The organism is Sebaldella termitidis ATCC 33386, assembly GCF_000024405.1.
GTDB lineage: Bacteria > Fusobacteriota > Fusobacteriia > Fusobacteriales > Leptotrichiaceae > Sebaldella > Sebaldella termitidis.
Window position 1 is genome coordinate 4,133,691 of the sequence record NC_013517.1, and the last position, 24,772, is coordinate 4,158,462.

Genomic DNA, 24,772 nt, shown 5'->3' on the forward strand with positions numbered 1-24,772 from the left:
TTAATTTATGAGGTAAAATCATAGTGCAGATAGGTAACAAATAAAAAAAATGAGTAAAACCCTTGAGGACGACCTTTATTTTCCCACATAAGGTCGTTTTATTATATCCAAGTTATCAAAACACAACATCTTGTTTTTTATAATTAAATTTTTTCAGATCAGTCGCAGCTCTTTCTTCAACCTCCCTATAAAATATTTTATAAATTATTATAGCATAGGTTTAATTTATTATAAATAAAAAAAGAGCCTTTACAGCTCTTTTCAGTTATGATAAACAATGACTACAGAATTTCCAACAACAACAATATGATCAATTACATACTTGTATTCTAGTAATCGAGCAAGTTGCTTCCCTGCTTCTGCAGCAGTAACTGTTGCTGAATAATAACCTGAATAGTTTATTATATTGAAAATTAAAAATAATGAAAAAATGATTTTTTTCATAATACCTCCTAATATTTTTATTGAACGCCAGGAAACATATTAACAAATTCAATTTTAAAGTCAGAATTTACATTTACAAATTCAACTGTAAAATCTGATAACATATCTACAAACTCCCATTTACCGCAAGAATCAGAAAACATTTTTACTTGTTCAACCTTAAGATCCGCACCACTACTAACTACCTCTACTTTAAAATCTGCCATAGATGATACAACTCTTACTTTTCCATATAATCTTTTTCCATTTAGTGTGCAATCACTACCAATGTTTCCTGAAAAAATTACTGCTCCAAATAATAAGAATATGAAAACTCTTTTCATAATACCTCCTAACATTTTTTTACATTTTATACTATAATTGTGACATTTATGTGAAGATAAAAAAGAAACCTGAAATTAATCAGGTTCCTCATCTTTTTCATTATCCAATCTCTCAAATACTTTTCTCAAAAATCCGGGTATCGGTACTCCCATTTCTGATATATTTTCCAGTATTGATATTCCTTCATTTGCTACTATAAACACCAACACCAGTGTTCTAAAGCTCATTCCTGTATTATCCGGTATCAAACTTGCTTTATCCAGCCAATGACCTATTAATATCATTGATAAAAACATTGTCTTCTTTACCAGACCTTTCCTGCTCTTCGTACTGCTCACTTCACCATTATGCCATGCTTTTATCAGTCCAGTTGTAAAATCCAATACAATAAACATAAAAGCTCCCTGTATTAATATATCAAATGTTCCAAACAGATATGTGAATATTGCTAATGTTCCTGTTGTTATTATTGTTAAATCCAATTTATTCATCTCCTGCTCCTTCCTACCACTTCACTCCTGCTTTTATTCCTACTCTGGCTTCTTCCAGTTTATTTATTTGCCCTTCCAAATATGCTTCAAGATATCCCCGATCCTTTTCGGTAATTTTCAGGTTTGTACTTGTACTGAAGGTATTGTCTGTATATTTTGTATTATTCAGTATATTATCAACTGTTTTTGATACTATTATATCTGGTATACTATTTATTACACTGTCCTTATTATTCGTAATCATTACTTCTTTTGATACTTCAATAATATCTATTTCCGGCCATAATAATTCCAGAATAAATTTCCAGACTTTATTTTTTGTATTTCCTATTGCCCAGGCTCTTAATGTATTTAGTAATACTGCCAGTTTTATCTTATTAAGCAGATTCTTACCATAAATGTCCAAGGCTTTTACTAAATATTCTGTGATATCTTTTAACTTCTTTTTCTTATACAGAAAATAAATTCCCACTCCTGCTATTATCAGTACTATTGATGATATTATATATATTTTCATTTTTTATACCTCTTTCTCTTAGTTTTAAAGGACGGCCTTAATCGTCATTTTAAGGACACCCTTTATTATCAATATTTCTAGCCCTTTATATATTCTTTTATTGCTGATACCACAGCTTTTGCTAACTCTGCCTTTTTTTCATTTCCTCTTTTGAGATCCTCGTCATTTGTAATAAAGAAACTTTCTAACATTACAAACGGAACTTTGGTATCTTTAAACATTGTCCACCCTCTTTGATTCAATGAATCAGCATTATCTAAAGGTTTTCTTCTTATTTTGATTCCCCTGTCTGGTAACCCTAAAACTCCTACCAATCCTTTTTGAATTAGTCCTGCAAGCTTTTTGCCTTTTTCACTTGTATGCCAGTACAATGTCTCTGTTCCAGAAGCTTTTATATCACTGTTTAGGTGAAAAGATAGGATAATATCATCTTTTCCAGCTTCTTTATTTAGATCAGTAACAAGTTTTGTTATATTTGTGCTTCTTAAAACTACTTTATTTGCTATTCCAGATGCATTTAATTCTGGAATTAAATACCTCATAACAAAGTCATGATTCCATGTAAATTCATCTACCTTTGACTTCTCATTTACAGCCCCGTAATCTCTGTATTTTTTGCCACTTGATGTAGTTTTGGTTCCACCGTGACCTACATCAATAAGTACTTTTCCATTCCAATTAATTATTTCCTCTTTTACTTTTTCTGTAAACAGTGTCATGAATTCCTCTGTTATTTCTCCTATTCCGGTTATTTTATAAGTGTTCCCTAATTCCTCAAATTCTACCCCTATTAATTCTTTCGGGTCTTTATATCTATGTTCCATGTTTTCCTCCTTAATAAAAATAACCTACTGGTTTTATTGATAATGTTACATTTCCTGTTACAAGATTTCCTGTATTTGTTATTCTGTACAAAATGAAATTATACGGTGTAAAAAAGCCTGATAACATTATTTCTACCCTGCCATTTTTCAAATAATTTATATATTCATACATATCATAAGTCTCTGGTCTTTTTATTATGAACTGTCTGTGTGTAGTTTCTGTAGTTCCTGATACTCCGTTTGTGGCTTTTATCATTATATTCAATACTATTTCTTTAAATACTGAAGGTATTATATCTGAATCAAAATCTGATGTTTTCAGGTACTTATTTATCATTGAGCCTGATACACTCTCGGTTACCTGTTTCTCGTTAAATCTTACATATCCTCCTGTTATTTTCCACTGTTGATAATTTAAAAAAGGTATTTTTTCTACTTCGTAGTATTCTTCTGTATCTTCATTCCAATTTAAGAGGTTTACATATCTTACTGCTCCTGTTGGCATTGTAGGACTTAATTCATCACGTGTATACTCTACTTTTACTGTTTGAAGTTCATCTTCGAAGTGCTCAAACTTTAAAAAGCCATTTCCCATATCTATATTTGGTGTTGTTGGGAATATAAAGTTATATACTTTTACCTTCTTTTTTGATTTTATTGCTTCCATAAACTTTGTATTTATTTCTTCTGTTGACAGCTCCTCACAATCTATTACCCAGTTGAGATAATCATTATCTTCTGAATTGCTTGAGTCAGCAGCTTTTTCACTACCCATTAAATAAAATTGGTAGTTATAATATACAAGGTCATATATTTTTCCCGGCTTTATTTCTCCGTCTTCAAATTTCCTATCATAAAGTCCTGCTAAAATGGGGTAGTTCATAGTCATTCCCATATCATCGGTAGCATCTATCACTATATTTCCGCCCCGATTTGTTTCATTAAATACTATCTTCAAATTGGCTTCTGTATTTTGAAAATGCCATGCATTTATACCTAAAGCTTCATAAGCATGAGTGGAACCATCCGATGATCTACTTTCTACTGAAATCACTATAGGAGTTTTATTATATTCTAAATTTACTATTCTTTGTCTCAGCATGATTATGTCTGTATCTACATTTCCTGTTCCTGTTACTACATTTTTTGCAAGTGTATGTGGATATAGCTGTTCATATCCGCCATCACCCTTCTTCTTTTTTAATTTCACATTTGCCATATCAACCACCCTACACAGTTTCTTCTATCCAGATGTCTCCTTCTTTTTGCCCCACAGGCTCTGTTGCCGATACTTTGATGTCAACAATATTAGGTTTATTCTGAATATCTGTCCAATCAATTATCATGTCCATACTCTCAAATTCAGATATCTTTATCCAGTTACTTCCGTCATAAATGTAAGAAGCTCCGCCTGATTTTACCGTGCTATCTCCTGTAGCATCTACTACATAAGCAATTAAACCTTCTGTTGGTGTTAATGCATCCCTTGCTGTAATATCTGCTACTACTTTTGCCCCTGCTCCACCACCTGACGGCAGACTGTCAAGAAAAGCCTGTACTGTTGTTCCATCTGTCATTTTTACCTGTTCCGCTGTTGTCTTTAAATTTATCTCATCATAAGTTCCTGCACCGTTTTTTCTTTTTAAAGTTCCTTTTTTTACTGCCATTATAATCATCCTCTCTAATCTTCTAATTCTATTTTATAGTCTTTCCAATCCCCTATATTCTCTACACTATCAATTAAATCTGTGAGAACATTAAATTCATCTGTTGCCTTTATAGATTCGTTTAAATCCTTTGTTGATTTTACATGGAATACAAATTCCTGAAAGGTAAGCCTCTTATTTCCCTCATAAACTTGTACTAATACACTTACTTTCCCTCCCTCAGTTATCTCATTTCCCTTAAAATTATATACTAATACACCGTCTATATCTTTTATCTCACATTCTCCCACCACCACAGCCCCTGACATCTTTGTTACTGTCAATGTTGCTGTTTTCCCTGTCAAATCGAACGGCATACCATGCTTTCGCAAATTAATTGTTAATGGATATACTTCACTATCTCCCTGAACATACAAAATATTTGTATGCTTTATATTGTCAAATAATTCTAAATCAACTGAATATTCTTTTCTCATTTCCTCTCCTTCCTACTGCAAAGTATTTATTACTGAACCTTTGTAGACATAACTATTATTTTTCTTCAATGTTATTGTTTCGCCTTTAGGCACTATTATTGTTAATTCCGAGTATGTCAGTTCTGCTTTTACTGTTTCCGAACCGGATATCAAAATTATTTCTTTTTTCCCTTCAATATTTCTGAAATTCAAATTTTTTAATACTTTTATTCTTTTATCTGAGTAACTGTCTGCAGTTATAGTAATATCTTCAAGTACCATAAACTGAATATTTACCTCATTCACCTGATTACCCACCGAGTTTTTAAAACTCAATAATCGTATCTTGTCAACTTCAATATCTGATAGATAGTAATCAAGATTTACAGGTATATATGATAATACTGAATTATGGAATATGATTGTGACATTAAAATCTGTAATTGGTATCAAATATCTAAATGAATATGTCTGCGAACCTATAAGCTCTGCTTCAACATTCGCTCTAAGAACATAATTCGAACTATAGTCGGCATTACAAACTACTGATATCTCACAATCTCCAGTTTCATTGAAATTATATCTGACCATCATGGGACAAGCTGAGGTATTATACATAGGTGTTCTGTTTCCATCTATTCTGCTCCACTTCCCCATAGCCTCACGTTCTGATATTATCAATTCTTTATTTTCTCCTATAAATACTGTAAGTTTTGGTAAGAACAATTTGTAGTACTCCATTGTCTCTGTTATATAGCTGCTTTTAAAATCCGTTTTGTAATATTCTATATTTAAATTTGTAGATAATTCTATACATTCTGAAAACAGCATGCATATATACATTAAATTTTTAGCACCATATCCTGTTGGTTTTCCTGTAATATATGCTTTTACTTTTTCTAATGTCACAGGTAGTTCAAAACCTAGTTCTTCAAGTGAAGAATCTACGTTAAATTTCTCATAACCTGATAAAGCATTATATTTATCCAGTGTTAACAGACATTTTTCATCAATTTCAGATTTTGGTATTACTTTCTTATATAATACATAATATCCCATCTCTTTAGGTGGATAATAAGTATACATTCCGCCCCCTGTATTTCCGCCACTACTGTTATCTATTTTTTCTTCCAGTTCCTCTATTTTTATATCTCTTTTAGCAAGCTCTATATCTACCTGCCCTGCTAATTCCAGAAGCTTACTTCTCTCAAGCTTATCAAGCTCATAGTATTCTTTTACTTTTATTTTAGCTTCGCTGTCATAGTTAGCTGTTGTTACATCTCCTACTGTAAAGCCTTTATTTATGTCATCCTTTATACTCATTTAAAAATCTCCTTCCATTGCCACAAAGTTAACTAACAAATCTTTTATTTCTGCAGGAGTTGTAAAAATTGTTATATTTGAAAGTGTTCCTCCGTAACTTCTCCCAAACTGCTGAATAACTACTGCCCCGTTTTGTTGTGTCGGGTTAAAATAACTTGCTGTGTACCCTGCAATCTTTTCCACTCTACTTCCAGCATGCTCTACAAACAAATTACCGTTTGCATAAGCTCTATGTCCTTCTACACCTAAAGTTCCTGCATTATTATAAGTATAATTAACCCCGTAAAACTGACCTGAATAGATTGTTATCCATTCCGCATTAGGATCCACATTCATATCTGGAAGCCTTATTGCATTACTGTAATCATATCCTACAAGCCGGCAGATAATCTGATATTTATTATCGCCAAGAGGAATTGCTTCAGCATAATATCGCGTTTTGGTGAAGTCAGGTAAGTAAGAGTACATATCTAAAAATATCTGTTCATTTTCCCATGGAACTCCTCCCGTAAGACTTCTTAAATCTAAGACTGTTCCACTTTGTATAGTTCCTTCCACAAACTTTTTCATTTGTCTAAATGCAATCCAATCACCCATAGTTACACCTCATAAGCTAAAACATTCGTTGTTCCGGCTATTTCATTTCTGGTTTTTACAAATTTACTAAAAGATATATCTGCTCTTGTTGTGGTATATATTTGTCCTGTTTGTGGTATTAACTGTACCTTTACATTTCCTGTGACATAATCTGTTGCAGGAACCTTTAGAGTATTTGATATACTAAAACTTGTATTATTGAATACCTGATTTAGAAGCCAGTATTCATCATTCACCAATACTAATACCTGTAGCGGTGGAATACAGTCATGCACAGCTATGTAGATCGATATTCCTCCAAAATTTACTTCATTTACAATAGTGTGAATTGCTCCGAATCCTGTATAAGGAATAGAGTAATTTCGTACTATTCCCTCACTTATTACTCCCTGTCTCCATATTCTCGTATAATAGGTATCATGACCGGTTCTCACTACTTCGCATTCAGTAGAAAAAGTATCATATCCATGTTCCATATTAGTTATGCCTGCCCTCACAACATGATCTCCCCAAGCTAATCCATCAGTCAAATCTGAAAGTTTAAATTGTATTCCGGTTGATATTGGAAACATTTTTCTTTTAATTAGTACTGTTTTCTTTTCCCAGTTTCCCATGTTTCTCTCCTTAATTATATTCAAATACCTGATAATTGAATTTTGCATTACAGTTAAGTGGTTTTAGGTCAAATACTACTTTACCGTTTTCAATTCTCTTTGTTGTACTTATTGCTCCCTCTGTCAGTCTTGTTGATTCGAGCATTATGGGATTTACTATTATATTTGTATTTGAAGCATTTGTTGAATTAGTATAGACGGTTAAAGTTTCAAGATTTTTTAAATATACAGGACTTGTATTTCTTATTGATATTGTTGTTATTGCTACTCTGTACCAACTACCCGTGCTAGGGAGACCTCTCATAGAATATAATCATCCCGCCTTGTATCACAGTCTTTTTAGTAGAGTTTGCATCTGTAGTATTGTTATATACTGTAAGCCCTGCCTTACTGTACACCTGTAGCATTCCGGATATATCAAGACTATTTCCATTAATTAATTTTACTTCTATTCCCCCGGAAGCATTTTTCTGAATTGCATCTCCTGCTCCAAAAAGTATTTTATCTGTTGTTATTGTATTTGCCTTAACATGCTTCGCTTCTATTTGATTCGCTGCTATATGTCTTGCAAGGATATTATCAGCTGATATATTTTTAGCGTAAACTGTTCCCAATATTAATTTTTTACTTCCTGTATCAACAACTATTGTATCTCCGTCCACTCCTATCTGTTCCCCAGTTATTTCAAGTGACTTAGCTATTACAGCAGTTGACTGGTCACTTTCCATCCCTGCCATTGTTACGCAGGATACTTTTATTTCATAAAATCCCGGGTCCGTATTTGCTAAAAAGTGAGTACTGTTTCCACGGCTAAATTTTAAATTCAGTCCTGTATAATCCCCATTTTCAGTTAAGCCTTTCATATACACTATATATTCCTGAATGTCATCCCTGTTTACTTTATCCCATTTTGCTCCCACTCCTAAATGTAGATTCTCTGGAACTAAATTAATAGGTGTTGGTGGTTTATCTGCAGGATATTTTATATTTCCCCATTCAACATAACCATTATTTAGATATGATTCATCGAAAAGGTTGGACTTCTGATTCTCAAAATACTCTGTATTAGGTTTGTATTCCTCATATTCTACAGCTTCTATCTCAAGTTCATTTTGCTTCTGTGTTATCTTTGTTAACTGTATATCTGCGGTTAATTCTTCAAAATCAAGTTTCACAACATCCTGTAATTCCAGAAATGGAATACTGTTAGTCCTCATTTTATGTGTTGTTTTTTCTCTACAATTTTTAAAATATAAATATCTTGCAACACTTTGGGCAAGTCGTATATCCTGAATATATTTATTGTCATATGTGTAAAGCTCTATTTCATGATCTGCTAAATTCTTCTCTGTATAAGTAACAGTATTTCCCTCGTATACTTTGATCGGCTCTCCATACAGTTTAAACTTCTCTATGAAGATATCCGAAGTAGTATGATTAAAAAACTTTACTTTTCCTCCGTCATTATCAAGAACCAATTCATAGTCTGTGTATGTTATATATGTCTTTGTTCCGTCTGAATTTGGAATATATGCAACTACCTCAGGAGTTTTTTCAAGATTATTTACATAATCAGTCAGATACTTTATCTGCCAATATTCGTTATTGGTTAGTGTATTTGCAGGTACTTTTACTTTTGCATCGTCAGCTTCATAATTTGCATTCTGTCCTGCAAGAATAAATACAGCCTGTCTTGCTTCTGTCTTATTTTCTGTAAATGACACTTCTACTTTATTACTTTCCGGTTTTGTTACTGCTGATTCCAGATAATTTAGTATATTTCCATATTTCAATTTGTAATCTACAATATTAGTATCTTTTTGATTCAAAAGACTTGTAATTTTGAGTTTTCCCTCACGGGTTACCCAGATATCCCCCACTACTGACCGGACTAATTCCGCAAGTTCTTCCATAATACTTTTGTCTTTTTCAAACTTTGCAACAGGTATTATTATGTAATCTCCTAAAGTATGCTTCATTTCCTCTATTTCTATATCATTATCTTCAAATCCTAACTCTTTGGCCAGTTTGTACATCAGAGATAAATTCTTTGCCCCTGAATGATAAACATAGTGACCCTGATATACATAATCCTTGTCAAATCTTTTCTTAAATCCTATAGATGTTTTATCTTCCAGTTTCAGCTTTATATATGTTCTCAGATGTTCCCGTCTAACTACAGGCTCTGCTACTATTCCAACAAACAAAAGTAATTCTTCTCCATCAAACAGATCTATTACATGGATTTCATCATTTAAATTTATGATATTATTCTCGTGACTATCTTTAAAATCTGTAAATAGCATGTCATATACATCAAAAGTCTTGTCGCTATCTGTAAAATATATTACTTCTTTTTCAGCGGATTTATCTGCATCCGGTTTTAAAAAAGTAAGGTCTAAAGTATTAGCTGCTATACTCTGTGTTTCATTTTCAAGAAATTTTGATATTTCCAAAGTATCATTATCCAGATATTCCGATATATCTACATTTTTAGTTTTATTGAATATTTTTATCCGGTGTTTTAAATTATTTTCTTCTAGGTATGTTTTATCTATATAGCTTTGTGTGAACATATTTAGACCTCCTTCTTACTTGATTTGTGTAATTCTTCTTTTACTGTCTTTACCATTTTCTTTAAAAAGTCTTCTGCTTCTAAAAATCCATAATTATTAAGTGTGTAGTTTATATTTATATCATTAGCCAGAAGTCCTGTGGCTGTTTTATAACTATTTGATAACCCACCATAATATTCTCCTGTTGATGAGTTTGTCCCTCTGAAATCTAATCCTTCTGCCTGCAATTGAACTTCTGCTTTATCGAGCTGTGCTTTAATAATATCGTATGCATCCTTAAAGCTTCCTGCTCCTTCCAGTGCTTTTGTATATTCATCATTTAGGAAATACTTTTCTGCCAGACCTTTGAATGTTTCTGATTCATAAAAGGCTTCTATTAGTCCATCTTTTACTGAACTGTATATGCTGTCTCCGAGTGACATGCTGAACTGACTGAATGAATTAGTATCTAATGCATCTCTCATTGCTTTTTCTAAAGCACTTCTTATATCCTCTGCCTTATCATCAATTGCTGAATCAGGAAACATTGCATTAATTACATCATCACTCAACCCTGCACCTTTAGCCTGTGATTTCAAGATATTCAGAACTTCATTCATATCATTTTTTATATTCTCAGTACTTTTCAGCATTGTAAATTCATTCCAAAAATTAAGATTTTCATTTACAAAAGCATTTAAGTCTGTATTTCCAGATAGTCTAAAGTCTGCAAGTTTATCTGAGATATTTGCAAATTTATTATTAAAGCTTTCCTCTAAGCCTTGAAAATTAATATCATAAAATACTTTTGATATATTTGTTCTCAGCTTTGTAAAATAGCTTTCCATTCCTGTGGCTAATGACATAATTGTTTCGTCACCTTCTATTATCTTTCCATAAAAAGCCGACTTTACATCATTGAAAGCACTTATTATTGTTTCGCCTTCCTGTATAAGAGCATTTACCTGATTTAAAATTTCTTCTCTATAATTCTCAGGATCTTTTCCCATTCCTTTGTAAATACTCTCAAGCTGTTTCTGATACTCATCTCTAAGTTCAAAGACATCAACTACTTCCACACCCTCAAAACTTTCCAGTATTCCGTTCTTTGGAAGATTTGCAGAGTGTCGTTCCATTGTCTTTATATCATCAATGAACCTTAGGAACTGTCCTTTTACTTCCTCAATATTGTGATTATCAAGGCTTTTTTTCCCTAATTTATTTTTTAAAGAATTAAGGTCAAAATTCTCTAAGTAAGAATCATAAAATTGTTCCAGACTTTTTGAATCTCTCGCAGTATATTTCCATGCATCACCAAAATATTCTTCAAAACTTTGATTTAAAGTAGCATATGAATCTGTTGTTTTAGACCCGAATAGTCTTCTTTTTTTACTCGTACTATGACCTGTAGCTGTAATATTCTCATCAAATAAATTTCCAGTAGTTTTTATCAGGTTATCATAATAATTTTTCTGTTTTGCAATATTCTTATCTGATGTATCAGAAGCTATATTCTGTATAAGTTTTGTATTTAAATCTACTATAGAACCTGTAAGATCATTTATACTTTTTATCAGGTCTGTATTTTCTTTGAATTGTTTTTCATACCACTCTGCTGCTTTTTTTCTTTCCTCTTCATTTTTAGCCTTTTGCTTTTTACTACTTCCAAATCCTAGAAGATCTCCTGCACTTCGGAATAATCCTACCCCTGTACTCACAAGTCCTGTTACCATTCCTATTCCTGATGTTACATTGGAAAGGAAACCTCCTACTCCGCTTAATACACTCCCAATTTTACTGTTTCCTGTAAGTGATGTGTTTTTAAGACTTTCTGCTAAGGCCGATAAACTCTCCACTGTTGTGGCAAGATTCTTTAAAAAATCATCTTTTAGTACTTCTCCTGCTGTTGATAAATGCCCTGCCAGTTCATCTAACTGGTTTTTTACTGTATCAAATAAGGTAAGATTTGCTATGCTTCTGACTGCCATATCTGAACTTGTAGCCAGTTTTTGCATAGTTTCTATCAGTATTTTTTCTTGTTCTATCTGATCCTTCCGATAATCTCCGCTTGCTGTGTAGCCTTCCATTGCTTCTCTGAAAGCATTTCCAAATACTTCACTATACTTTTTATTATATATTCCAGAAATATCTGTTCCCTGTACTGCTTTATCAAACAGGTCTTTTACTCCGGATATAAGACTTTCCTGTATTCCTTGTGGATTTATATTTAAAAACAGATCTTCTATTCCTTTTTCAAAATCATATACTTGTGAACTTTGTCTTGCTATTTCCCTTTGTTCTCTTTCATTTTTCAGAGCTTGGACAAGTTTTTCAGTTTCTTCTGCTTTTAATCTTTCTAATTCTCCTATATTCGTTGTTTTTACTGTCTTTTGTGTACCTTTATTTACTATTTCCCTGCCCGTATTCGTTTTAAGTATTTCTGATAATGATTGCAGTAAAACTGTATATGTTTCTTTTTTGCTCTTATTTACTGCATTATCTTTTTTCCCTGATAATTCCGATAACTGTTTTTGTGTTTCATCATACATGGCTTTTATGTCATCAATAGTACTAAATTCGCTAAAATCTATATTTATTCCATGAGTTATATATTTGAGCTGCTCTCCAAGTTTTATATTAAAATCTTCCAGTATTTTCTTGTCTTCTGTTGTTAACAGCCCTGTTATTTCTCCATCTTTTTTCGTACTTGCTACTACTGCTGGTGTCCCAAGACTATATTCTAACTGTTCTTTTTTAGCATAGGCGTTATCCAAAAGCTTTTGCCATAAGTCTATATTCCTTTTAAACTCTTCTTCCTGTTTACTTCTTAAGTTTTCCGGCAATATAGATAGATGACTATTTAATTCACTTAAAACTTTTTGATTTTTTACTATTTCTGAATTTATAAAGATTAATTCTTTTTGTAATTCTTCTGTGCTTTTATCAGATTTTGCTATATTTTTTACCGGATTTTCCGTTTTTTCTTCTTTTACTTCTGTTGATTGTGGTGTATTTTTCTTTAATTGCTCTATCCTCTTAGTAAGTTCGTATATGGATTTTGCTATTGTTTCTGAACTATTTTTATATACATCTGCTATTTGTTTGTCTACCTCGCTCTGATCTGTTCCCAATAGCTCGCCCATTGCCCTTATTTCTTTTATTTGATCTATTACATTATTTTGGTTTTTTTCTCTTATTAAGGCTTCCTTTTCCATTACTGCTGCCAGTTTTTTATTGGTTAATCCCAATTTATCAAATGTATCTTCTATTCCCTCTAACAGCTTAATCTGTTTATCTAAGTAAATATCATAATCGTCCATTCCTTCTGTATATCTTTTTTCTAAGTCTATACTGGATGCTTCAAAGTATTCTGCCATATTTTTTATTAATTCATTGTAAACCTGCTTATTATCATCTTTTTTTATGTCATAATTTAGCTCTTCTGTCTTTTTCTTATAGTCCTTCGAAGTATTGGCAAAATACAGCTGTTCATTCAGTTTCTTTATTTCCTGTGTATATTGCTCTACTGCTCCTTTATCTCCCAGAGTTCTTGCTAAATCCCTTGATGTTTCTTTTATTTTTATGAAGGATTGTAATACTTCGGCATTTGACCAGTCTAGGGCATCTCTAAAATCTATTATTTTACTTATTTCCAGTTTATCAAGTTCATTTCTGGCATTTTTTATTTTTCCTGCCAATACTTCACTGTTAATACTAAAATCTTTTATCTGTTTATTTAGACTCTCAAGCATCTGCTCCCATTTATCTTTTTCTGGACTTTTTCCTTTTCCACCTTTATTTTTACTGCTTCCTCCGCTCGCTTTATTATAATCTCCAAGATTTGGCTTATTTATATTTTTACTTAATCCTCTTATTGCTTTTTCAAGGTTCTCGGCATTTTTATCAGTTTCATTTACAACTACTCCATTTTGTGCACTTCTCTGGACTATGTTATACATTCCGTTTAGTCCTTTGGATATTGTCGTATGAAGTTCACTTCCCATTATTGTGATATGATCATTAGTTTCCAAAAATCCTTGTAACATTTCCATTGACAGAGCTTTTTCACTTCCATCTATTCTTCCTACTACTTCTCCTTTGGAATCTCTTACCACTCCGGCTATATATTTATCTGATTCCAGCTGAGCTATTTTTGAATTTGATATTATGTTATTTGCATTATTCTTTATGTCTTGTTTGACCGAGAAAATTCCTTGTAATATCTGATTATCACCTGCTTCTATTGAACTGGCAAACTTATCAAATATTTCTATTGTATTATCTCTCTTTTGAGCTATTTTTGTCAGATTATCCTCAAGTTTTACATACCCCTGCTCTTGTTTTTGCATTACTTCTACTTGGTTAGCTGCATAATCTGTTAACATTCTGGCTATGTATATAGCATTTTTATCATTGACTCCCTGCTGGACCAGCATATCTTCAAACTCTGCTGTCATTTTTCCTGTAGCTGCCATTCGCTCTGCCATACCTTTATCCATTGACTTTTTCAGCTCTTCTATCATTTGAGGAGTTACAAATTTATCTGCATCTATGTTAAAATCTGTTGCTATTTTTACTTTTATATTATTTGCTGTTTCCATGGCTTTATTTATTTTATCTGTAAATTTCTTTACTTCTTTGGCCATTTCATCTGAAAAGCCTTCCATTATCTGAAGCTTTATTTTCTCCTTTAGCCTTTCTATTACATCATCAAGAGCTGTTATTACATCCCTGTATGCACTTTTCTCTCCGCTTATCCCTGATAGTATATCCGGATATTTTGTCTGTAATTCAGAAAATATCTGTACTCTCCTTGATTCCTCATCATTTGTAAGGCTTGCTTTTTTAGATAATGCTTCATATTCTGCTGCAAGATTCTGGATTTCTGATGCTTCTCCTAGAAATTCTCCTATATATCCTCCTGCTGTTGGTTTATTCAGCCAGCCATCTATAGTTCCCATTAAACTATTAATTACATGGAGAGTATCTTCGCCGGCAGGAATAAATTTTTGTCCAAGAGTTCTGCTTATACTGTCCCAGTATGCATTAAGTACTTTTACCTGATTGGCATAACTGTCTATTGTTCTTTCAGCATCTCCCTGTACAAACTTTGTTTTTTCCATTAGAAAGTTATATCTTACTATTTGTTTTTGGGCTTCTGACATTTCTCTCCACTTTGTTTTTATTCCTTGTGATAAAGCATATTCTGCTGCTGTTGTCTCATTTAAAATTATCCCGTAACGTTTTAATGGTTCAGTCTCTCCTGTTAATCCTGATTTTAAGGCTGTAAATACTTCACTCATATCATTATCGTAAAATGAACTGAAATCTGCTGCTAATTCTGATAAGGCTAGTGACATATCATGAAGATCTTCTGTCTTTATTCCTGCTCCTTTAAATACTGCTCCAAATATTGCTGCCTGTTGTTGTAATTCAAAACTTGCTCTTCCTACATTCGTACTTATACTGTCGGCCCATTTAACTACTTCATTACTTCCTCGTTCAAATACCTGCTCCAGTACATTATCAAGTTCTTTTATTTCTGAGGCTGCATCTATACAGCTCATTCCTAGTTTCCCTATTTCCTTTATTCCTACTGCTATTCCAAGACCGGCCAGAATTCCTTTTATCCCTCCTAAGGAGGCTGCCAGCTTCTGAACTCCTGATGTGGCTCCACCTGATGTATTTCCCATACTATTTATCTGACGGGTTACAGTATTTAGTTCATTTCTATATCTTTCTATTTCTCTTGTATAGTTATCTACCACACTTAAGACCGTCTCTATTCTGTCTTGTTCCACTTTTTAGCCTCCTTACTTCTTCTTGGTTTCTGACAATCCTTTATTTACCATATTTTTTATGTATTCCAATTTATTTATTAGCCAAAACGGATGTTCATCATATGATTTAGAATATGGCAAAAACTTTATCTCATACTGACCGCCTGCCATTCCTAAACTGACCATTCCAAGGTAATTCATATACCTTGAAATGTCAGATATTATTCTATTTAATCGCTCTTCCGGTGTTTTGTGGCCTTTTAGTATCATCAAAGCACATTTGTAATATTCAGACTCATAGTTTTGGCTCTCAACTTTCCCAGTTCTTTTATATTCTCCTCTATTAAACCCAGCATTGCTTCTAAAAAATCTGCCCCTTTTTTATCTGCAAATTTCAGTAAGTTTTCTTGTGTTTTTTCTACTTCTACTCCCTCTATTACTATCTTTATTAATTGAGATTGTAGTAATTCAAATTCCCGGCTTTCTCCCAATTCAAATTCTATTGGGACAATCTCTAAGTCTTTAGTATCTTCTTTTATTCTTCGGATATGCATTTTCTTATTTAAGTAGTTCCACATATTTCTAAATGTCCCTACCATTTCCACTACTATACAATAATCTGATGAACCAAAAGTCCTTATATCCGTTATTTTCTGTTCCGGTATTACTGGTGATTCATTCTTTTGCATTTCTTCCTTGATATGCTGACCTGTATTTCTTAAATCCTTATTATCGGGATTCTTATTATCCACTTTCAGTTTTTCATTATCATATTTCTTTTCAGTATTTACTTTTTTATCAGAGACAGAAGCAGGTTTATCCTTACTTCTGTCTATTACATTTATATTCTTTTTAGCCATATCATCACCTTATTACAGAATACTTGCGTAATCTAATATTTCTATTTTTACAGGTGTTTTTTCTGTTTCATCATAATAGGCTGATACCTCTTTTGTTAGTCCTCCTGCTCCTCCTATATCGGTTCTCTCTGATTTAGTTACTTTACAATTTGGGAAAGTCATTCTAAATATTTTGGCAGGATTTCCTCTTTCTGCAAATTCTGTTATTATTTCATAAGATGAATTTGATTTTATGTCACTTAAATCCTGTATATATGTTGGTTTGTCAAATTCATTGAATGTCATTGATATCCCTACGCTTCCACGTTCTCCCTGTCTTATTGCCTTGTAGTACTCTGAGTTTAATGACTGCTTTCCTTCAAGCTTATTATCTATATTGATATCTATACTTTCTACTTTTGAAGTTATATCTACCCCGTTTTGTTTTATTGTTGTTCCCAGACAAATCAGTGGTTCTCCTTTAGGTGCTATTTCTGTTCCTGTGTATCCTGTACTGTTTGTTGTAAAGTCCATTCCTATCATACTGGCTGTGGCTGTTACATAGGCTGCTATTGACGTACTTATGTTTATTGATGATATTAGACAGTCTTTTGAATACTCAAACATATCATTATCTATATCATCCATTCCTACTGTCAGCCAGTTTTTTGTCGCATTTGACGGGGTTATTATCCATAAATCAGGATCTACTGAATCGGCTACACCATCAAATCCTGCTCCATAAAAAAGCAGCTCTAACTGTTCTCTTGTCGCCTCTACCGGCAAATCTCCTTCTACTGCTATCTTCGATACAAAACCATCTCTTTCCCATCTTCCTGAGCCTAATGCTTCTGATGTAGTCTTGTCTACACTCGGAGCCATTCCAAAATCTGTACTTGCCAGTCTGTACATTGTTGATGTTTCGGCTGTTCCTCTGCCACTTTGGACTCCTACTAATACTCTTACTTCCATCTATTATCTCTCCTTTATATCTAAATATATCTGAAATACTACATATCCTGTTTTGTCATTTTCACCGTTTTTTTCAATCCCCACTATATATTGATGATCCATATTTATTATGTGGGTTAGAAGTTCCCTGTCCTTTTCAAGATTACTTAAAAATTCTTCTACCCACTCTACTTCTTCCAGTGAACCAGTCTTTAATTTATTAAATCTTCCATATATTAGTTTTACTCTTCTTGTTATCTCTTTTCGGTGATTCAGCCCTATTGTCCTGCTTTCCTGACTTTCCGGCTGTATTATTATATTATTTCCTGTTAACATCGCATATGGAAAGTCTGCTGCAAATCCGGATATACAGTTTTTTCCACTTACTTCCTCTATTCTTTTTTTTAATATCTCAAGCAATTAAATCACCATTATCCTTCTTGGTTTTTCTTTCTTTTCAAGCTGTAGTCTCAGTTTATTTTTCTTTATGCTGTTTATGAAATCTTTCAAAAATATCCTTTTATCTTCTACCATTGAATCCATTTCTACATCTGCAAACAGTTTATATTGGATGTAGTTATTCCTTATCAGGCATATTTCTGCTTCCGTCATTTCAAATCCCTCAAGCTCTGCTTTCACATATGTACGAGATTCCTCTGAATAATTTTCTATTCTCTTGTCTATTTCTTCTGATGTATACCCGAGCCTTTCCAAGGTGTCTTTCAGAGCCTGAGGGAGCTCGTAATCTGCTCCCATTCTCATCTCTCCTACTTAGTTACATCTATTCTTACTACCGATTTTGGATTTGATATTATTGGTGTAAAGCATGATTCACCAACAAATATAGCTGTTGCATTTAATACATCTGAATCATTTCTCATTATGTATTCTGAGGCTATTTTCTTTGGCATTCCCGATGAATCCAGTACATCTACTCCTGCAAATGCCGGATGCAGTCTTTTTGTCGCAAGCATCGTCATTCTGTTTCCTTTGGCTATACTTATGTCTGCTCCCTTCATATCTACTATCGGGTCTGATTCTATCAGTAAATGGTTGAATACCTTTGCAATAGCTACATACTTGTCATCTACCATTACATTCGCCAAACCTAACTTATCTATCTGATTCATGAAAAATTCATCATCTATTAAATCGTTGACTATTTCTTCACCTACTAGGATTCTGTCTGGTGTATCAAAGGATTTTCTTTTATATTCTGTTATTTTTTCTTTCATTATTCTCAGAAAGCTTTTAAAATCCGATACATCGTTTTTCTTTACTGTCTGCACACTTGGTATGTCGAACTTTATTTCTTCTCCTGTATCAGCAAAATATTTTCCTTCTGACAACAGTTCTGCTACTATTAAATCCATTCTTGATGTTATGGCATTTTTCAAATAGGTAGCCACATTTTCATACAATGAATCCTCTGCTTTTCTCTCTTTTCCATTGAAATATGCTATGTCTCCTGCTCTTATATATGCTGCATCATCTGCTGTTAACTGGTAATATTCTCTTATTTTTCCCGGTGTTACCCTGAATTTATTGTAACCTTCTCTTCCTGCATAATTCCCTTTTGTCTTATCATCATTCCCTATTAACTGAGCTCTTACATACTTTGACACATATGCATCATAAATTATTGTTGAGGCCGGTGTTGTTATTTTGCTTCCTTTTAACATATCAAGATAAAAGGTCTTTTCTGTTGGTTCTATCCTGCTTAGTATTCCTACAAAGTACAGTATCTGTTTTATTTTATTATCCATTATTATTTCCTCCTAAAATTCTTGTCTTTCTGATAGTTTTTCAACATACAGATTTTGATGTTCCAGTAATTCAAATACTTCATAATCCTCAAGACCTGATATATTTGAAGTATCAATTGTTTCTATGTTCAGCTTCCCTCTTTTTACTATTACTGAATTTTCTCCGGCAATGGCATTCTCTTTTATTACTCCGGCTATTATATCTCCGGCTGTTCCGTCATACTCTTTTATCTGAGCAATAGCAGGATCAGAGTTATCTATTGCTACTATTACTAACTTTCCATCAGGAACTGTTATATTGGCTACTGCCTTATATGTTCCCGTTCTTGTTGTTTCTATGATTCTATAATCAGGTTTTTTCTCTACTGATTCTATTCCCATTTTTGACATATTAATTTCCTCCTTCTATTACTTTTTGTCCTTGTGAAAACGGACTGTTTGATAATGTTCCCTGTTCTTCAAACTCTATGTTTTCTGAATAATTTTTAAATCCTGAGAATTCCGGCATCTTTTTCATAAATTCCTGTAATCCGTCATAAAGTGATGTATCTTTTTTATTGAATTCCCAGTTTACTTCACTTTTTAAGCTTTCTTCCACTATTTTTTCAAAGAATGGTTTGAAAGCAGGAACTATCTTTTTGTCATGTTCTTTCATGAACTCCTGTACTTTGGCTTTATCTCCTGCTTCTTTTGTTATTCTTGCTGTTATTTCTTGCTCCAGCTCCTCTGGTGTTTTTGGCTTTAATCTCTCCGCTACTGTTATATTTAATCTTTCTGCCTGTGCTTCTATTTCTGGTTTTGTTAATGTATCTAATACTTCTTTTCTATCCATTTTTTCATCTTCTCCTTTTTCTTTTTTGGGTGGATTATCTTCTTTTATTTCCTGAAATTCCATAAATATGGGTGATTCCTGAAACTCTGCCCCCTCTACTGCCGGATTTACTTTATTGGGTAGTATTGCTATTTTTGTTAACTCATCATTGGGAAGTTCCACTGATACCCCATTTAATACTTTTCCATGGTAAAATTTCTTTCCTGTTTCATTTAGTTCCAAATCTGCAAATACCTCTACTTCATTTCCTGATTCTTTAAATTCATAGTTACTAAACTTACCAAGATTCAAAGGTGTTTCATCTTTTGCCCATAGAGATGTATGCAGAAATATTGCTTCCGTATCTTTGGCTTTGGAGAATATGTTTTTGACTTTCTCCTTGTCATATTCGCCCTGTGGATATTTTCCACTTTTAAATACTTTTATTTTCACTATTTCACCTCGTTTCTTATCTTAACTGACCTTTCTTCCATTTTATTATCCAGTCTTTATACTTTATTCTCTGACCTCTGTTTAGTCCCATAAATCGTCTTTGCGGTATCTTTCTTTTGGGACTTCCAAAATTATGCACAGCTGCATATTTCATACTTGTCCCTACTATTGCTTCTGTCTTTGTATGCCTTGCTTTTATTGATCCTCTTAAATAGCCTTGATCCTGTAATATTTTTGGTCTCGTACTTTGTCTTTTCTTCCCAGCTCGAAACAAACTGGATGCTCCTCCTTTATCAAGTCCCATCTCTGCTTCTATCTCTTTATATGTTTTGCCTCGGCGTCTTCTTGTCTTTACTTTTCTCTGAGCTCTGGTTAAGCCCTGTCTTCTATTCAGTGTACTTACTGCTAATCCTTTCCATGGCCTGCCTTCAGGATCTACCTCATTTCTAAACCTTAGCCCTACTTCTTTTTCCATATCTTTTGATATTTTTGCTGTAAGGAAAGTTACATCATACATATTCTTTACTGCCTGTACTCTTTTCTCAAGATTCTTCAGTTTTTTCACCACTTTAAATTTAGGCTTCATATCCTGTCACCTTTTCATACAATTCATTCACTGCTTTTTCCTTCTGATTTACCTGCTTCTTTATACCTGATATGTAGTTTTCGCCTATGTTTCCTGTAAAGCCTTTTTGTGGTTCTCCCTCAGGTCTTCCTGTTGTTACTGAATAACCATATGTTTGTAAATCTTCTTCTGATAATGCTATTACTCTGCTTCTGCATTTGAAATGGTTTGGAGGATAGTAATTCATCCAAAACGGATCATCCAGTCTGTATATCTTCCCGTCCAGTTCTCGACATATCACTGTTTCTCTGCCGTCTATTATGGCATCATACAAACCGTAGATGAATCCATACTGCATTCCTTCCTGTAATTGTTCCCAGTGACCTACACTTTGGGCATTTATCATTGTCTGGTCAAATACCTGCCTTAGATAATATCCGTCTTCTCCAAAGCCTAAACTATCAATGTCTAAGTTATTTTTAAAATCATCGAACGTCTGGCCAAGTTCCAGATTCTTCAGTAATTCTGCATACAATATTTTTGTTACTTCTAGGTCCGTACTTCTTTTTATCCAGAAGTAATTAGTCCTGTATCTCTCCATTACTCTTTGAATCTGATCATACATTTGAGGTTCTCTTGATAACAGCCAGTTTGTTGCTTCATTAAAAGGCATTCTGAATATATCCTGAAAGTCTTCTGGAGTATATGAAGCAAATTCTTTTTTCTGTACTTTATCCCTGTCTTTGATTGTTAAATACTGTCCCCATAATTCTGATAAGATTAAGCTGTTTTCATGCTCCTTTATTCCTGTATCTATATTCTGGATATCTTCTATAGAAGTAATATTTTTTATTTGATTCACTATCTTTTTACTAATATCTGGTACTATTCTTTTCCTGAGTCTTTCCAGATATTCAAGTGTCTTTTTATTACTATCTTCAGTATTTTTCTTGGAAAATTCTGTAAATGGATTTGTAATCTGCTGTTCTTTCTTTTTAAGTGTCTTATACCCGAATATTTCTTGTAGCTCTGTATCCTCTATCTCATACCCTGCCTGTGATAGCTTTACTATCAGGTCTGCTTTTTTATTTACTTCGTCCTGCTCCAGATTCTTTATTTCAAGTTCTTTTTTCCGATCCTGCTGCCTGTTTATTTCTATGTAATACTGATTAGGATCATATCCGTGGATTAAGCCGTCTATATCTATAATTTTATCTAATTCTTCCCTTACAAAAAGAGCAATCCCGTCTTCTACTTTTTCTTTCTCTTCCTGATGGATTGTTCCAAGTGCCTGTGTTCCTTTTCCACTTGCACTGCCATCATTTAAGGTTAAGGTACTTCCCAAGATATTCTGAAAGATCTTTTTTTCCAGTTTTTCCATTAGTAGTGTATGGATTTCTACATTAAGATCAGCAAGCCTCAGTAATACAAGATTATCTTTTAAATTCCCATCACTTGGCATCCCAACAGAATTTCCATCCATCATTTTTTTTAGTTCCAACGCTGTTTTCATAACTTCGTCGTCTTCTAATGCTGTATTGTAGCCAAACAAAACTATAGTTCCACCGTACTTTTCTATTATCCCATTCATCTTACCTTTGATATATTTTATTTCTTCATAGGTCTTTAGTATCGGCTTTAGCAGAGTTTCCCCGTATGGTTTAGTTACATCCTCATTGTAAATTGATACATGCCACTTCATCGGATTATTTAAATATATCTTCTCTGATAATTTACTCTGTATGTAGAATAGCTTTTTTTCCTTGTCATACCGGATTAATTCTCTTGGGATAAAATCCAGTCTTTCTATTTCAAACTTATCATTGTAGATTACTTCATGGACTGTTATTTTGAGGAATGGTGTTTTGGCCAGTTCTCTGATAAAGTTTATTTTCCCCTTTATGTTGTTTATCCGTTTTTGACCTTCTTCAATCAGTATATTTTCTTCCGGATTATTTATTTTTCCATTTTCACTGGTAAATATTAGTTCCCTTGATGTTATTCCTCGCACTAGTGTGGATACCGCTGTATTTATATCAATATATTCGTATATTTCCTGTAATTCTCGTGCTTCATAGACATTTCTGTATTCAATATCATAGCTGTTTATATCTATCACATTTCTGGCTATATTTTGGAGCACTCTTTTATCAGTTACGTATGAAGGTTCTCTTGGTTTTTTATTTTTCCAAAACATTTCTACACTCCTATTATCTTTCTAGTTAAATCTATTCCTTTTTTAGGCTGTTTATATATTGCGTATCTCATTGCATCTATTATATGGTTAAAAGCATCTACAGGTTTATTTAACACTCTGCTATCCTTTGTATCCCATATATAACTTGAAAATTCTGTTATAGTATTTACACACTTTGGATGAATGTATATTTTGTATTGCTGTAAAAGCTGTATTCCATGGAGTATACTGTCTTTTCCCTTTACTGAGGGCTTTATTCTTCTTATTCCGTACCTTTTTATTTCCTCTATACTCTTCTGTTCGGCTGAATCTCCTATTATTTCCTCTTTTTCATAACCCATATATTTAATCTGATTTGCTATTTCATCATTCAGCATACCCTTCTTGTAGAATTCATCAAATACATATATTTCTTTATTTTTCTCATCTTCAAGATAACCTATGAATGCTGATGGATCATTCGTATATCCGAAGTCAAGTCCGAATCTTGAAACTACTCCTTTTCTTTTAGATACTTCTCTGTAATCAAATTCTTTTTCTTCCCAGTTTTCAAATATGAGACCTTCTGCTATTCCCCATTCTGCTTCACCTTCTACTCTGTATCTTTTAGGATTATCCCGTTTCATCTTTTCAAAAATTCTTTTATCATCTTCACCCAAGAACTCATTCACTTTGTAAGTTGTAGTTAATGCAAGTATATCCTCGTCTTCTGTATCAAAGAATCTTGCTTTCAGCCAGTGTCTTTCATTCCATGGATTAAAAGTAAATGTTATTTGTTTCCAGAGATGATCAGGTAATTTTCCCCTTATGGATAAATCCAGTTTATTAAAGGCATCCTCATCCATTATTTGATATGCTTCTTCGCTTTATGTTACGAATAAACCGTTTCCGTTTATCCTCTGCATGTTTCCATACAGTTCAGACTATATCTTCACTCATTTGAGTGCTCCCCGTTTCGAATTCACTTGAATCCTACTCTACTCATCAGAACATTTTCTACTTTCGATAGTCGTTGAACGTTCATAATATTTCTACATGTAATATCTACTTTCTTTAAAATACTAGTCTTCAATGTATTTTTGTATATCACATGTATACTTTCCTTGTTTTTTAATCTTATTATGCTTCGCTGCTGATTGCCCTCTAAATCAATTTAGTTAGGGTGTTCCAGCAATTAGAGGAGTTTATTTTTATGTGCTGAACCGATTTCTTAATCCAGCACCAACACAAATATCCTTCCGATACTGTTATTGATGTTAATTTTAGTGGATCATCAAGCCCTCTGAACAGGATTTTCTGTCCTGTTGGTTTAAATATTAGTTCTAAAGGACTCTTTGATGATTTCCATAAATGTCTTACTCCAAGTCTGTTTATTGCCCATTCCAGATCTGAATAACAGCTTTGCCTTAAATTATCAAATACTTTTCTTACAACTAAAGCATTCGCCTCTCTGTATTTCATTATGTGATAGATTAACCATAACGCTGTCGTCCTGCTCTTTTTACTTCCACGGCTTCCCTTCACTGCTCTGTATCTTTGCCTTGAATTCCAGAATGTGTTGTATCCTTTGCCTATTACTTCACTTAGTCTTATTTCCAT

The 24,772-nt window shown here is 33.1% G+C and carries 25 protein-coding genes and 1 pseudogene; all 26 read right to left on the bottom strand.

Translation table 11 applies throughout. The annotated features are described in order from the left end of the window. Positions 1 to 261 precede the first annotated feature (261 nt). The 26 genes and pseudogenes from STERM_RS19275 to STERM_RS19400 all read right to left on the bottom strand — a co-directional run bounded on the left by STERM_RS19275 (position 262) and on the right by STERM_RS19400 (position 24,772). Positions 262 to 444 carry a hypothetical protein gene (locus STERM_RS19275; protein WP_012863294.1) on the bottom strand — a complete coding sequence of 61 codons (183 nt, stop codon included), beginning with the start codon at positions 442 to 444 and terminating at the stop codon, positions 262 to 264. A gap of 17 nt (positions 445 to 461) precedes the next feature. Further along, positions 462 to 767: a 7(1) septoil knot domain-containing protein gene (locus STERM_RS19280; protein WP_012863295.1), complete on the bottom strand. Its 306-nt coding sequence runs from the start codon at positions 765 to 767 to the stop codon at positions 462 to 464. Between the two features lie 75 nt (positions 768 to 842). After that, on the bottom strand, positions 843 to 1,259 hold the full coding sequence (locus STERM_RS19285) for a phage holin family protein (protein WP_012863296.1): 417 nt from the start codon (positions 1,257 to 1,259) through the stop codon (positions 843 to 845). Positions 1,260 to 1,272: 13 nt separating this feature from the next. Further along, complete coding sequence (locus STERM_RS19290) at positions 1,273 to 1,776, bottom strand: hypothetical protein (RefSeq protein WP_012863297.1); 504 nt, start codon at positions 1,774 to 1,776, stop codon at positions 1,273 to 1,275. 77 nt (positions 1,777 to 1,853) lie between these two features. Further along, entirely contained in the window at positions 1,854 to 2,600 is a 747-nt protein-coding gene (locus STERM_RS19295; RefSeq protein ID WP_012863298.1) for an N-acetylmuramoyl-L-alanine amidase family protein, read from the bottom strand. Positions 2,601 to 2,610: 10 nt separating this feature from the next. Then, entirely contained in the window at positions 2,611 to 3,819 is a 1,209-nt protein-coding gene (locus tag STERM_RS19300; protein ID WP_012863299.1) for a hypothetical protein, read from the bottom strand. Positions 3,820 to 3,829: 10 nt separating this feature from the next. Beyond that, positions 3,830 to 4,267 carry a hypothetical protein gene (locus tag STERM_RS21460; protein ID WP_012863300.1) on the bottom strand — a complete coding sequence of 146 codons (438 nt, stop codon included), beginning with the start codon at positions 4,265 to 4,267 and terminating at the stop codon, positions 3,830 to 3,832. A gap of 14 nt (positions 4,268 to 4,281) precedes the next feature. Beyond that, positions 4,282 to 4,743 (bottom strand): BppU family phage baseplate upper protein, encoded by a 462-nt coding sequence (locus STERM_RS19310; RefSeq protein ID WP_012863301.1) that lies wholly within the window; start codon positions 4,741 to 4,743, stop codon positions 4,282 to 4,284. A 12-nt stretch (positions 4,744 to 4,755) separates the two neighbouring features. Further along, a complete protein-coding gene (locus STERM_RS19315; RefSeq protein WP_012860737.1) occupies positions 4,756 to 6,045 on the bottom strand; it encodes a hypothetical protein in 1,290 nt (429 codons plus the stop codon). Further along, a complete protein-coding gene (locus STERM_RS19320; RefSeq protein WP_012860736.1) occupies positions 6,046 to 6,642 on the bottom strand; it encodes a hypothetical protein in 597 nt (198 codons plus the stop codon). A 2-nt stretch (positions 6,643 to 6,644) separates the two neighbouring features. Beyond that, positions 6,645 to 7,256 carry a hypothetical protein gene (locus STERM_RS19325; RefSeq protein ID WP_012860735.1) on the bottom strand — a complete coding sequence of 204 codons (612 nt, stop codon included), beginning with the start codon at positions 7,254 to 7,256 and terminating at the stop codon, positions 6,645 to 6,647. Between the two features lie 10 nt (positions 7,257 to 7,266). After that, entirely contained in the window at positions 7,267 to 7,560 is a 294-nt protein-coding gene (locus STERM_RS19330) for a hypothetical protein (protein WP_012860734.1), read from the bottom strand. Continuing rightward, complete coding sequence (locus tag STERM_RS19335; RefSeq protein ID WP_012863302.1) at positions 7,544 to 9,832, bottom strand: hypothetical protein; 2,289 nt, start codon at positions 9,830 to 9,832, stop codon at positions 7,544 to 7,546. Before STERM_RS19335 ends, STERM_RS19330 begins: the two co-directional genes overlap by 17 nt. 2 nt (positions 9,833 to 9,834) lie before the next feature. Then, the gene (locus tag STERM_RS19340) at positions 9,835 to 15,612 is read right to left on the bottom strand and encodes a rhoptry family protein (protein WP_012863303.1); all 5,778 of its coding nucleotides are present in this window, start codon (positions 15,610 to 15,612) and stop codon (positions 9,835 to 9,837) included. 12 nt (positions 15,613 to 15,624) lie between these two features. Continuing rightward, positions 15,625 to 15,861, bottom strand: coding sequence for a hypothetical protein (locus STERM_RS19345; protein WP_012863304.1), 237 nt, complete (start codon positions 15,859 to 15,861; stop codon positions 15,625 to 15,627). Further along, complete coding sequence (locus STERM_RS19350; RefSeq protein ID WP_012863305.1) at positions 15,861 to 16,451, bottom strand: hypothetical protein; 591 nt, start codon at positions 16,449 to 16,451, stop codon at positions 15,861 to 15,863. The genes STERM_RS19345 and STERM_RS19350 overlap by 1 nt, the downstream gene beginning before the upstream one ends. Before the next feature lie 12 nt (positions 16,452 to 16,463). Continuing rightward, positions 16,464 to 17,402, bottom strand: a complete 939-nt coding sequence (locus tag STERM_RS19355; protein WP_012863306.1) for a phage tail tube protein — start codon at positions 17,400 to 17,402, stop codon at positions 16,464 to 16,466. A 3-nt stretch (positions 17,403 to 17,405) separates the two neighbouring features. Next, a complete protein-coding gene (locus STERM_RS19360; protein ID WP_012863307.1) occupies positions 17,406 to 17,801 on the bottom strand; it encodes a hypothetical protein in 396 nt (131 codons plus the stop codon). After that, entirely contained in the window at positions 17,802 to 18,137 is a 336-nt protein-coding gene (locus STERM_RS19365; protein WP_012863308.1) for a hypothetical protein, read from the bottom strand. A gap of 11 nt (positions 18,138 to 18,148) precedes the next feature. Then, complete coding sequence (locus tag STERM_RS19370; RefSeq protein ID WP_012863309.1) at positions 18,149 to 19,147, bottom strand: major capsid protein; 999 nt, start codon at positions 19,145 to 19,147, stop codon at positions 18,149 to 18,151. A gap of 12 nt (positions 19,148 to 19,159) precedes the next feature. Beyond that, entirely contained in the window at positions 19,160 to 19,537 is a 378-nt protein-coding gene (locus STERM_RS19375) for a hypothetical protein (protein ID WP_012863310.1), read from the bottom strand. Between the two features lies 1 nt (position 19,538). Next, positions 19,539 to 20,411, bottom strand: coding sequence for a hypothetical protein (locus tag STERM_RS19380; RefSeq protein ID WP_012863311.1), 873 nt, complete (start codon positions 20,409 to 20,411; stop codon positions 19,539 to 19,541). Between the two features lie 16 nt (positions 20,412 to 20,427). Beyond that, a complete protein-coding gene (locus tag STERM_RS19385) occupies positions 20,428 to 20,997 on the bottom strand; it encodes a phage virion morphogenesis protein (RefSeq protein ID WP_012863312.1) in 570 nt (189 codons plus the stop codon). Further along, on the bottom strand, positions 20,987 to 23,173 hold the full coding sequence (locus tag STERM_RS19390) for a phage portal protein family protein (RefSeq protein ID WP_012863313.1): 2,187 nt from the start codon (positions 23,171 to 23,173) through the stop codon (positions 20,987 to 20,989). Before STERM_RS19390 ends, STERM_RS19385 begins: the two co-directional genes overlap by 11 nt. A gap of 2 nt (positions 23,174 to 23,175) precedes the next feature. After that, positions 23,176 to 24,024, bottom strand: a pseudogene (locus tag STERM_RS19395) (PBSX family phage terminase large subunit); the annotation flags it as partial. Positions 24,025 to 24,316: 292 nt separating this feature from the next. Further along, positions 24,317 to 24,772 carry a phage terminase large subunit gene (locus tag STERM_RS19400; protein ID WP_041310142.1) on the bottom strand — a complete coding sequence of 152 codons (456 nt, stop codon included), beginning with the start codon at positions 24,770 to 24,772 and terminating at the stop codon, positions 24,317 to 24,319.

Bases quoted from the DNA above. Each gene is read 5' to 3' on its own strand.
- STERM_RS19400 (WP_041310142.1), bottom strand. From the start codon at position 24,772: ATGGAAATAAGACTAAGTGAAGTAATAGGCAAAGGATACAACACATTC.
- STERM_RS19390 (WP_012863313.1), bottom strand. From the start codon at position 23,173: ATGTTTTGGAAAAATAAAAAACCAAGAGAACCTTCATACGTAACTGAT.
- STERM_RS19315 (WP_012860737.1), bottom strand. From the start codon at position 6,045: ATGAGTATAAAGGATGACATAAATAAAGGCTTTACAGTAGGAGATGTA.
- STERM_RS19385 (WP_012863312.1), bottom strand. From the start codon at position 20,997: ATGAAGCCTAAATTTAAAGTGGTGAAAAAACTGAAGAATCTTGAGAAA.
- STERM_RS19335 (WP_012863302.1), bottom strand. From the start codon at position 9,832: ATGTTCACACAAAGCTATATAGATAAAACATACCTAGAAGAAAATAAT.
- STERM_RS19330 (WP_012860734.1), bottom strand. From the start codon at position 7,560: ATGAGAGGTCTCCCTAGCACGGGTAGTTGGTACAGAGTAGCAATAACA.
- STERM_RS19295 (WP_012863298.1), bottom strand. From the start codon at position 2,600: ATGGAACATAGATATAAAGACCCGAAAGAATTAATAGGGGTAGAATTT.
- STERM_RS19310 (WP_012863301.1), bottom strand. From the start codon at position 4,743: ATGAGAAAAGAATATTCAGTTGATTTAGAATTATTTGACAATATAAAG.
- STERM_RS19280 (WP_012863295.1), bottom strand. From the start codon at position 767: ATGAAAAGAGTTTTCATATTCTTATTATTTGGAGCAGTAATTTTTTCA.
- STERM_RS19355 (WP_012863306.1), bottom strand. From the start codon at position 17,402: ATGGAAGTAAGAGTATTAGTAGGAGTCCAAAGTGGCAGAGGAACAGCC.
- STERM_RS19345 (WP_012863304.1), bottom strand. From the start codon at position 15,861: ATGATACTAAAAGGCCACAAAACACCGGAAGAGCGATTAAATAGAATA.
- STERM_RS19300 (WP_012863299.1), bottom strand. From the start codon at position 3,819: ATGGCAAATGTGAAATTAAAAAAGAAGAAGGGTGATGGCGGATATGAA.
- STERM_RS19320 (WP_012860736.1), bottom strand. From the start codon at position 6,642: ATGGGTGATTGGATTGCATTTAGACAAATGAAAAAGTTTGTGGAAGGA.
- STERM_RS19275 (WP_012863294.1), bottom strand. From the start codon at position 444: ATGAAAAAAATCATTTTTTCATTATTTTTAATTTTCAATATAATAAAC.
- STERM_RS19285 (WP_012863296.1), bottom strand. From the start codon at position 1,259: ATGAATAAATTGGATTTAACAATAATAACAACAGGAACATTAGCAATA.
- STERM_RS19365 (WP_012863308.1), bottom strand. From the start codon at position 18,137: ATGGGAGCAGATTACGAGCTCCCTCAGGCTCTGAAAGACACCTTGGAA.
- STERM_RS19290 (WP_012863297.1), bottom strand. From the start codon at position 1,776: ATGAAAATATATATAATATCATCAATAGTACTGATAATAGCAGGAGTG.
- STERM_RS19350 (WP_012863305.1), bottom strand. From the start codon at position 16,451: ATGGCTAAAAAGAATATAAATGTAATAGACAGAAGTAAGGATAAACCT.
- STERM_RS19370 (WP_012863309.1), bottom strand. From the start codon at position 19,147: ATGGATAATAAAATAAAACAGATACTGTACTTTGTAGGAATACTAAGC.
- STERM_RS19325 (WP_012860735.1), bottom strand. From the start codon at position 7,256: ATGGGAAACTGGGAAAAGAAAACAGTACTAATTAAAAGAAAAATGTTT.
- STERM_RS19375 (WP_012863310.1), bottom strand. From the start codon at position 19,537: ATGTCAAAAATGGGAATAGAATCAGTAGAGAAAAAACCTGATTATAGA.
- STERM_RS21460 (WP_012863300.1), bottom strand. From the start codon at position 4,267: ATGGCAGTAAAAAAAGGAACTTTAAAAAGAAAAAACGGTGCAGGAACT.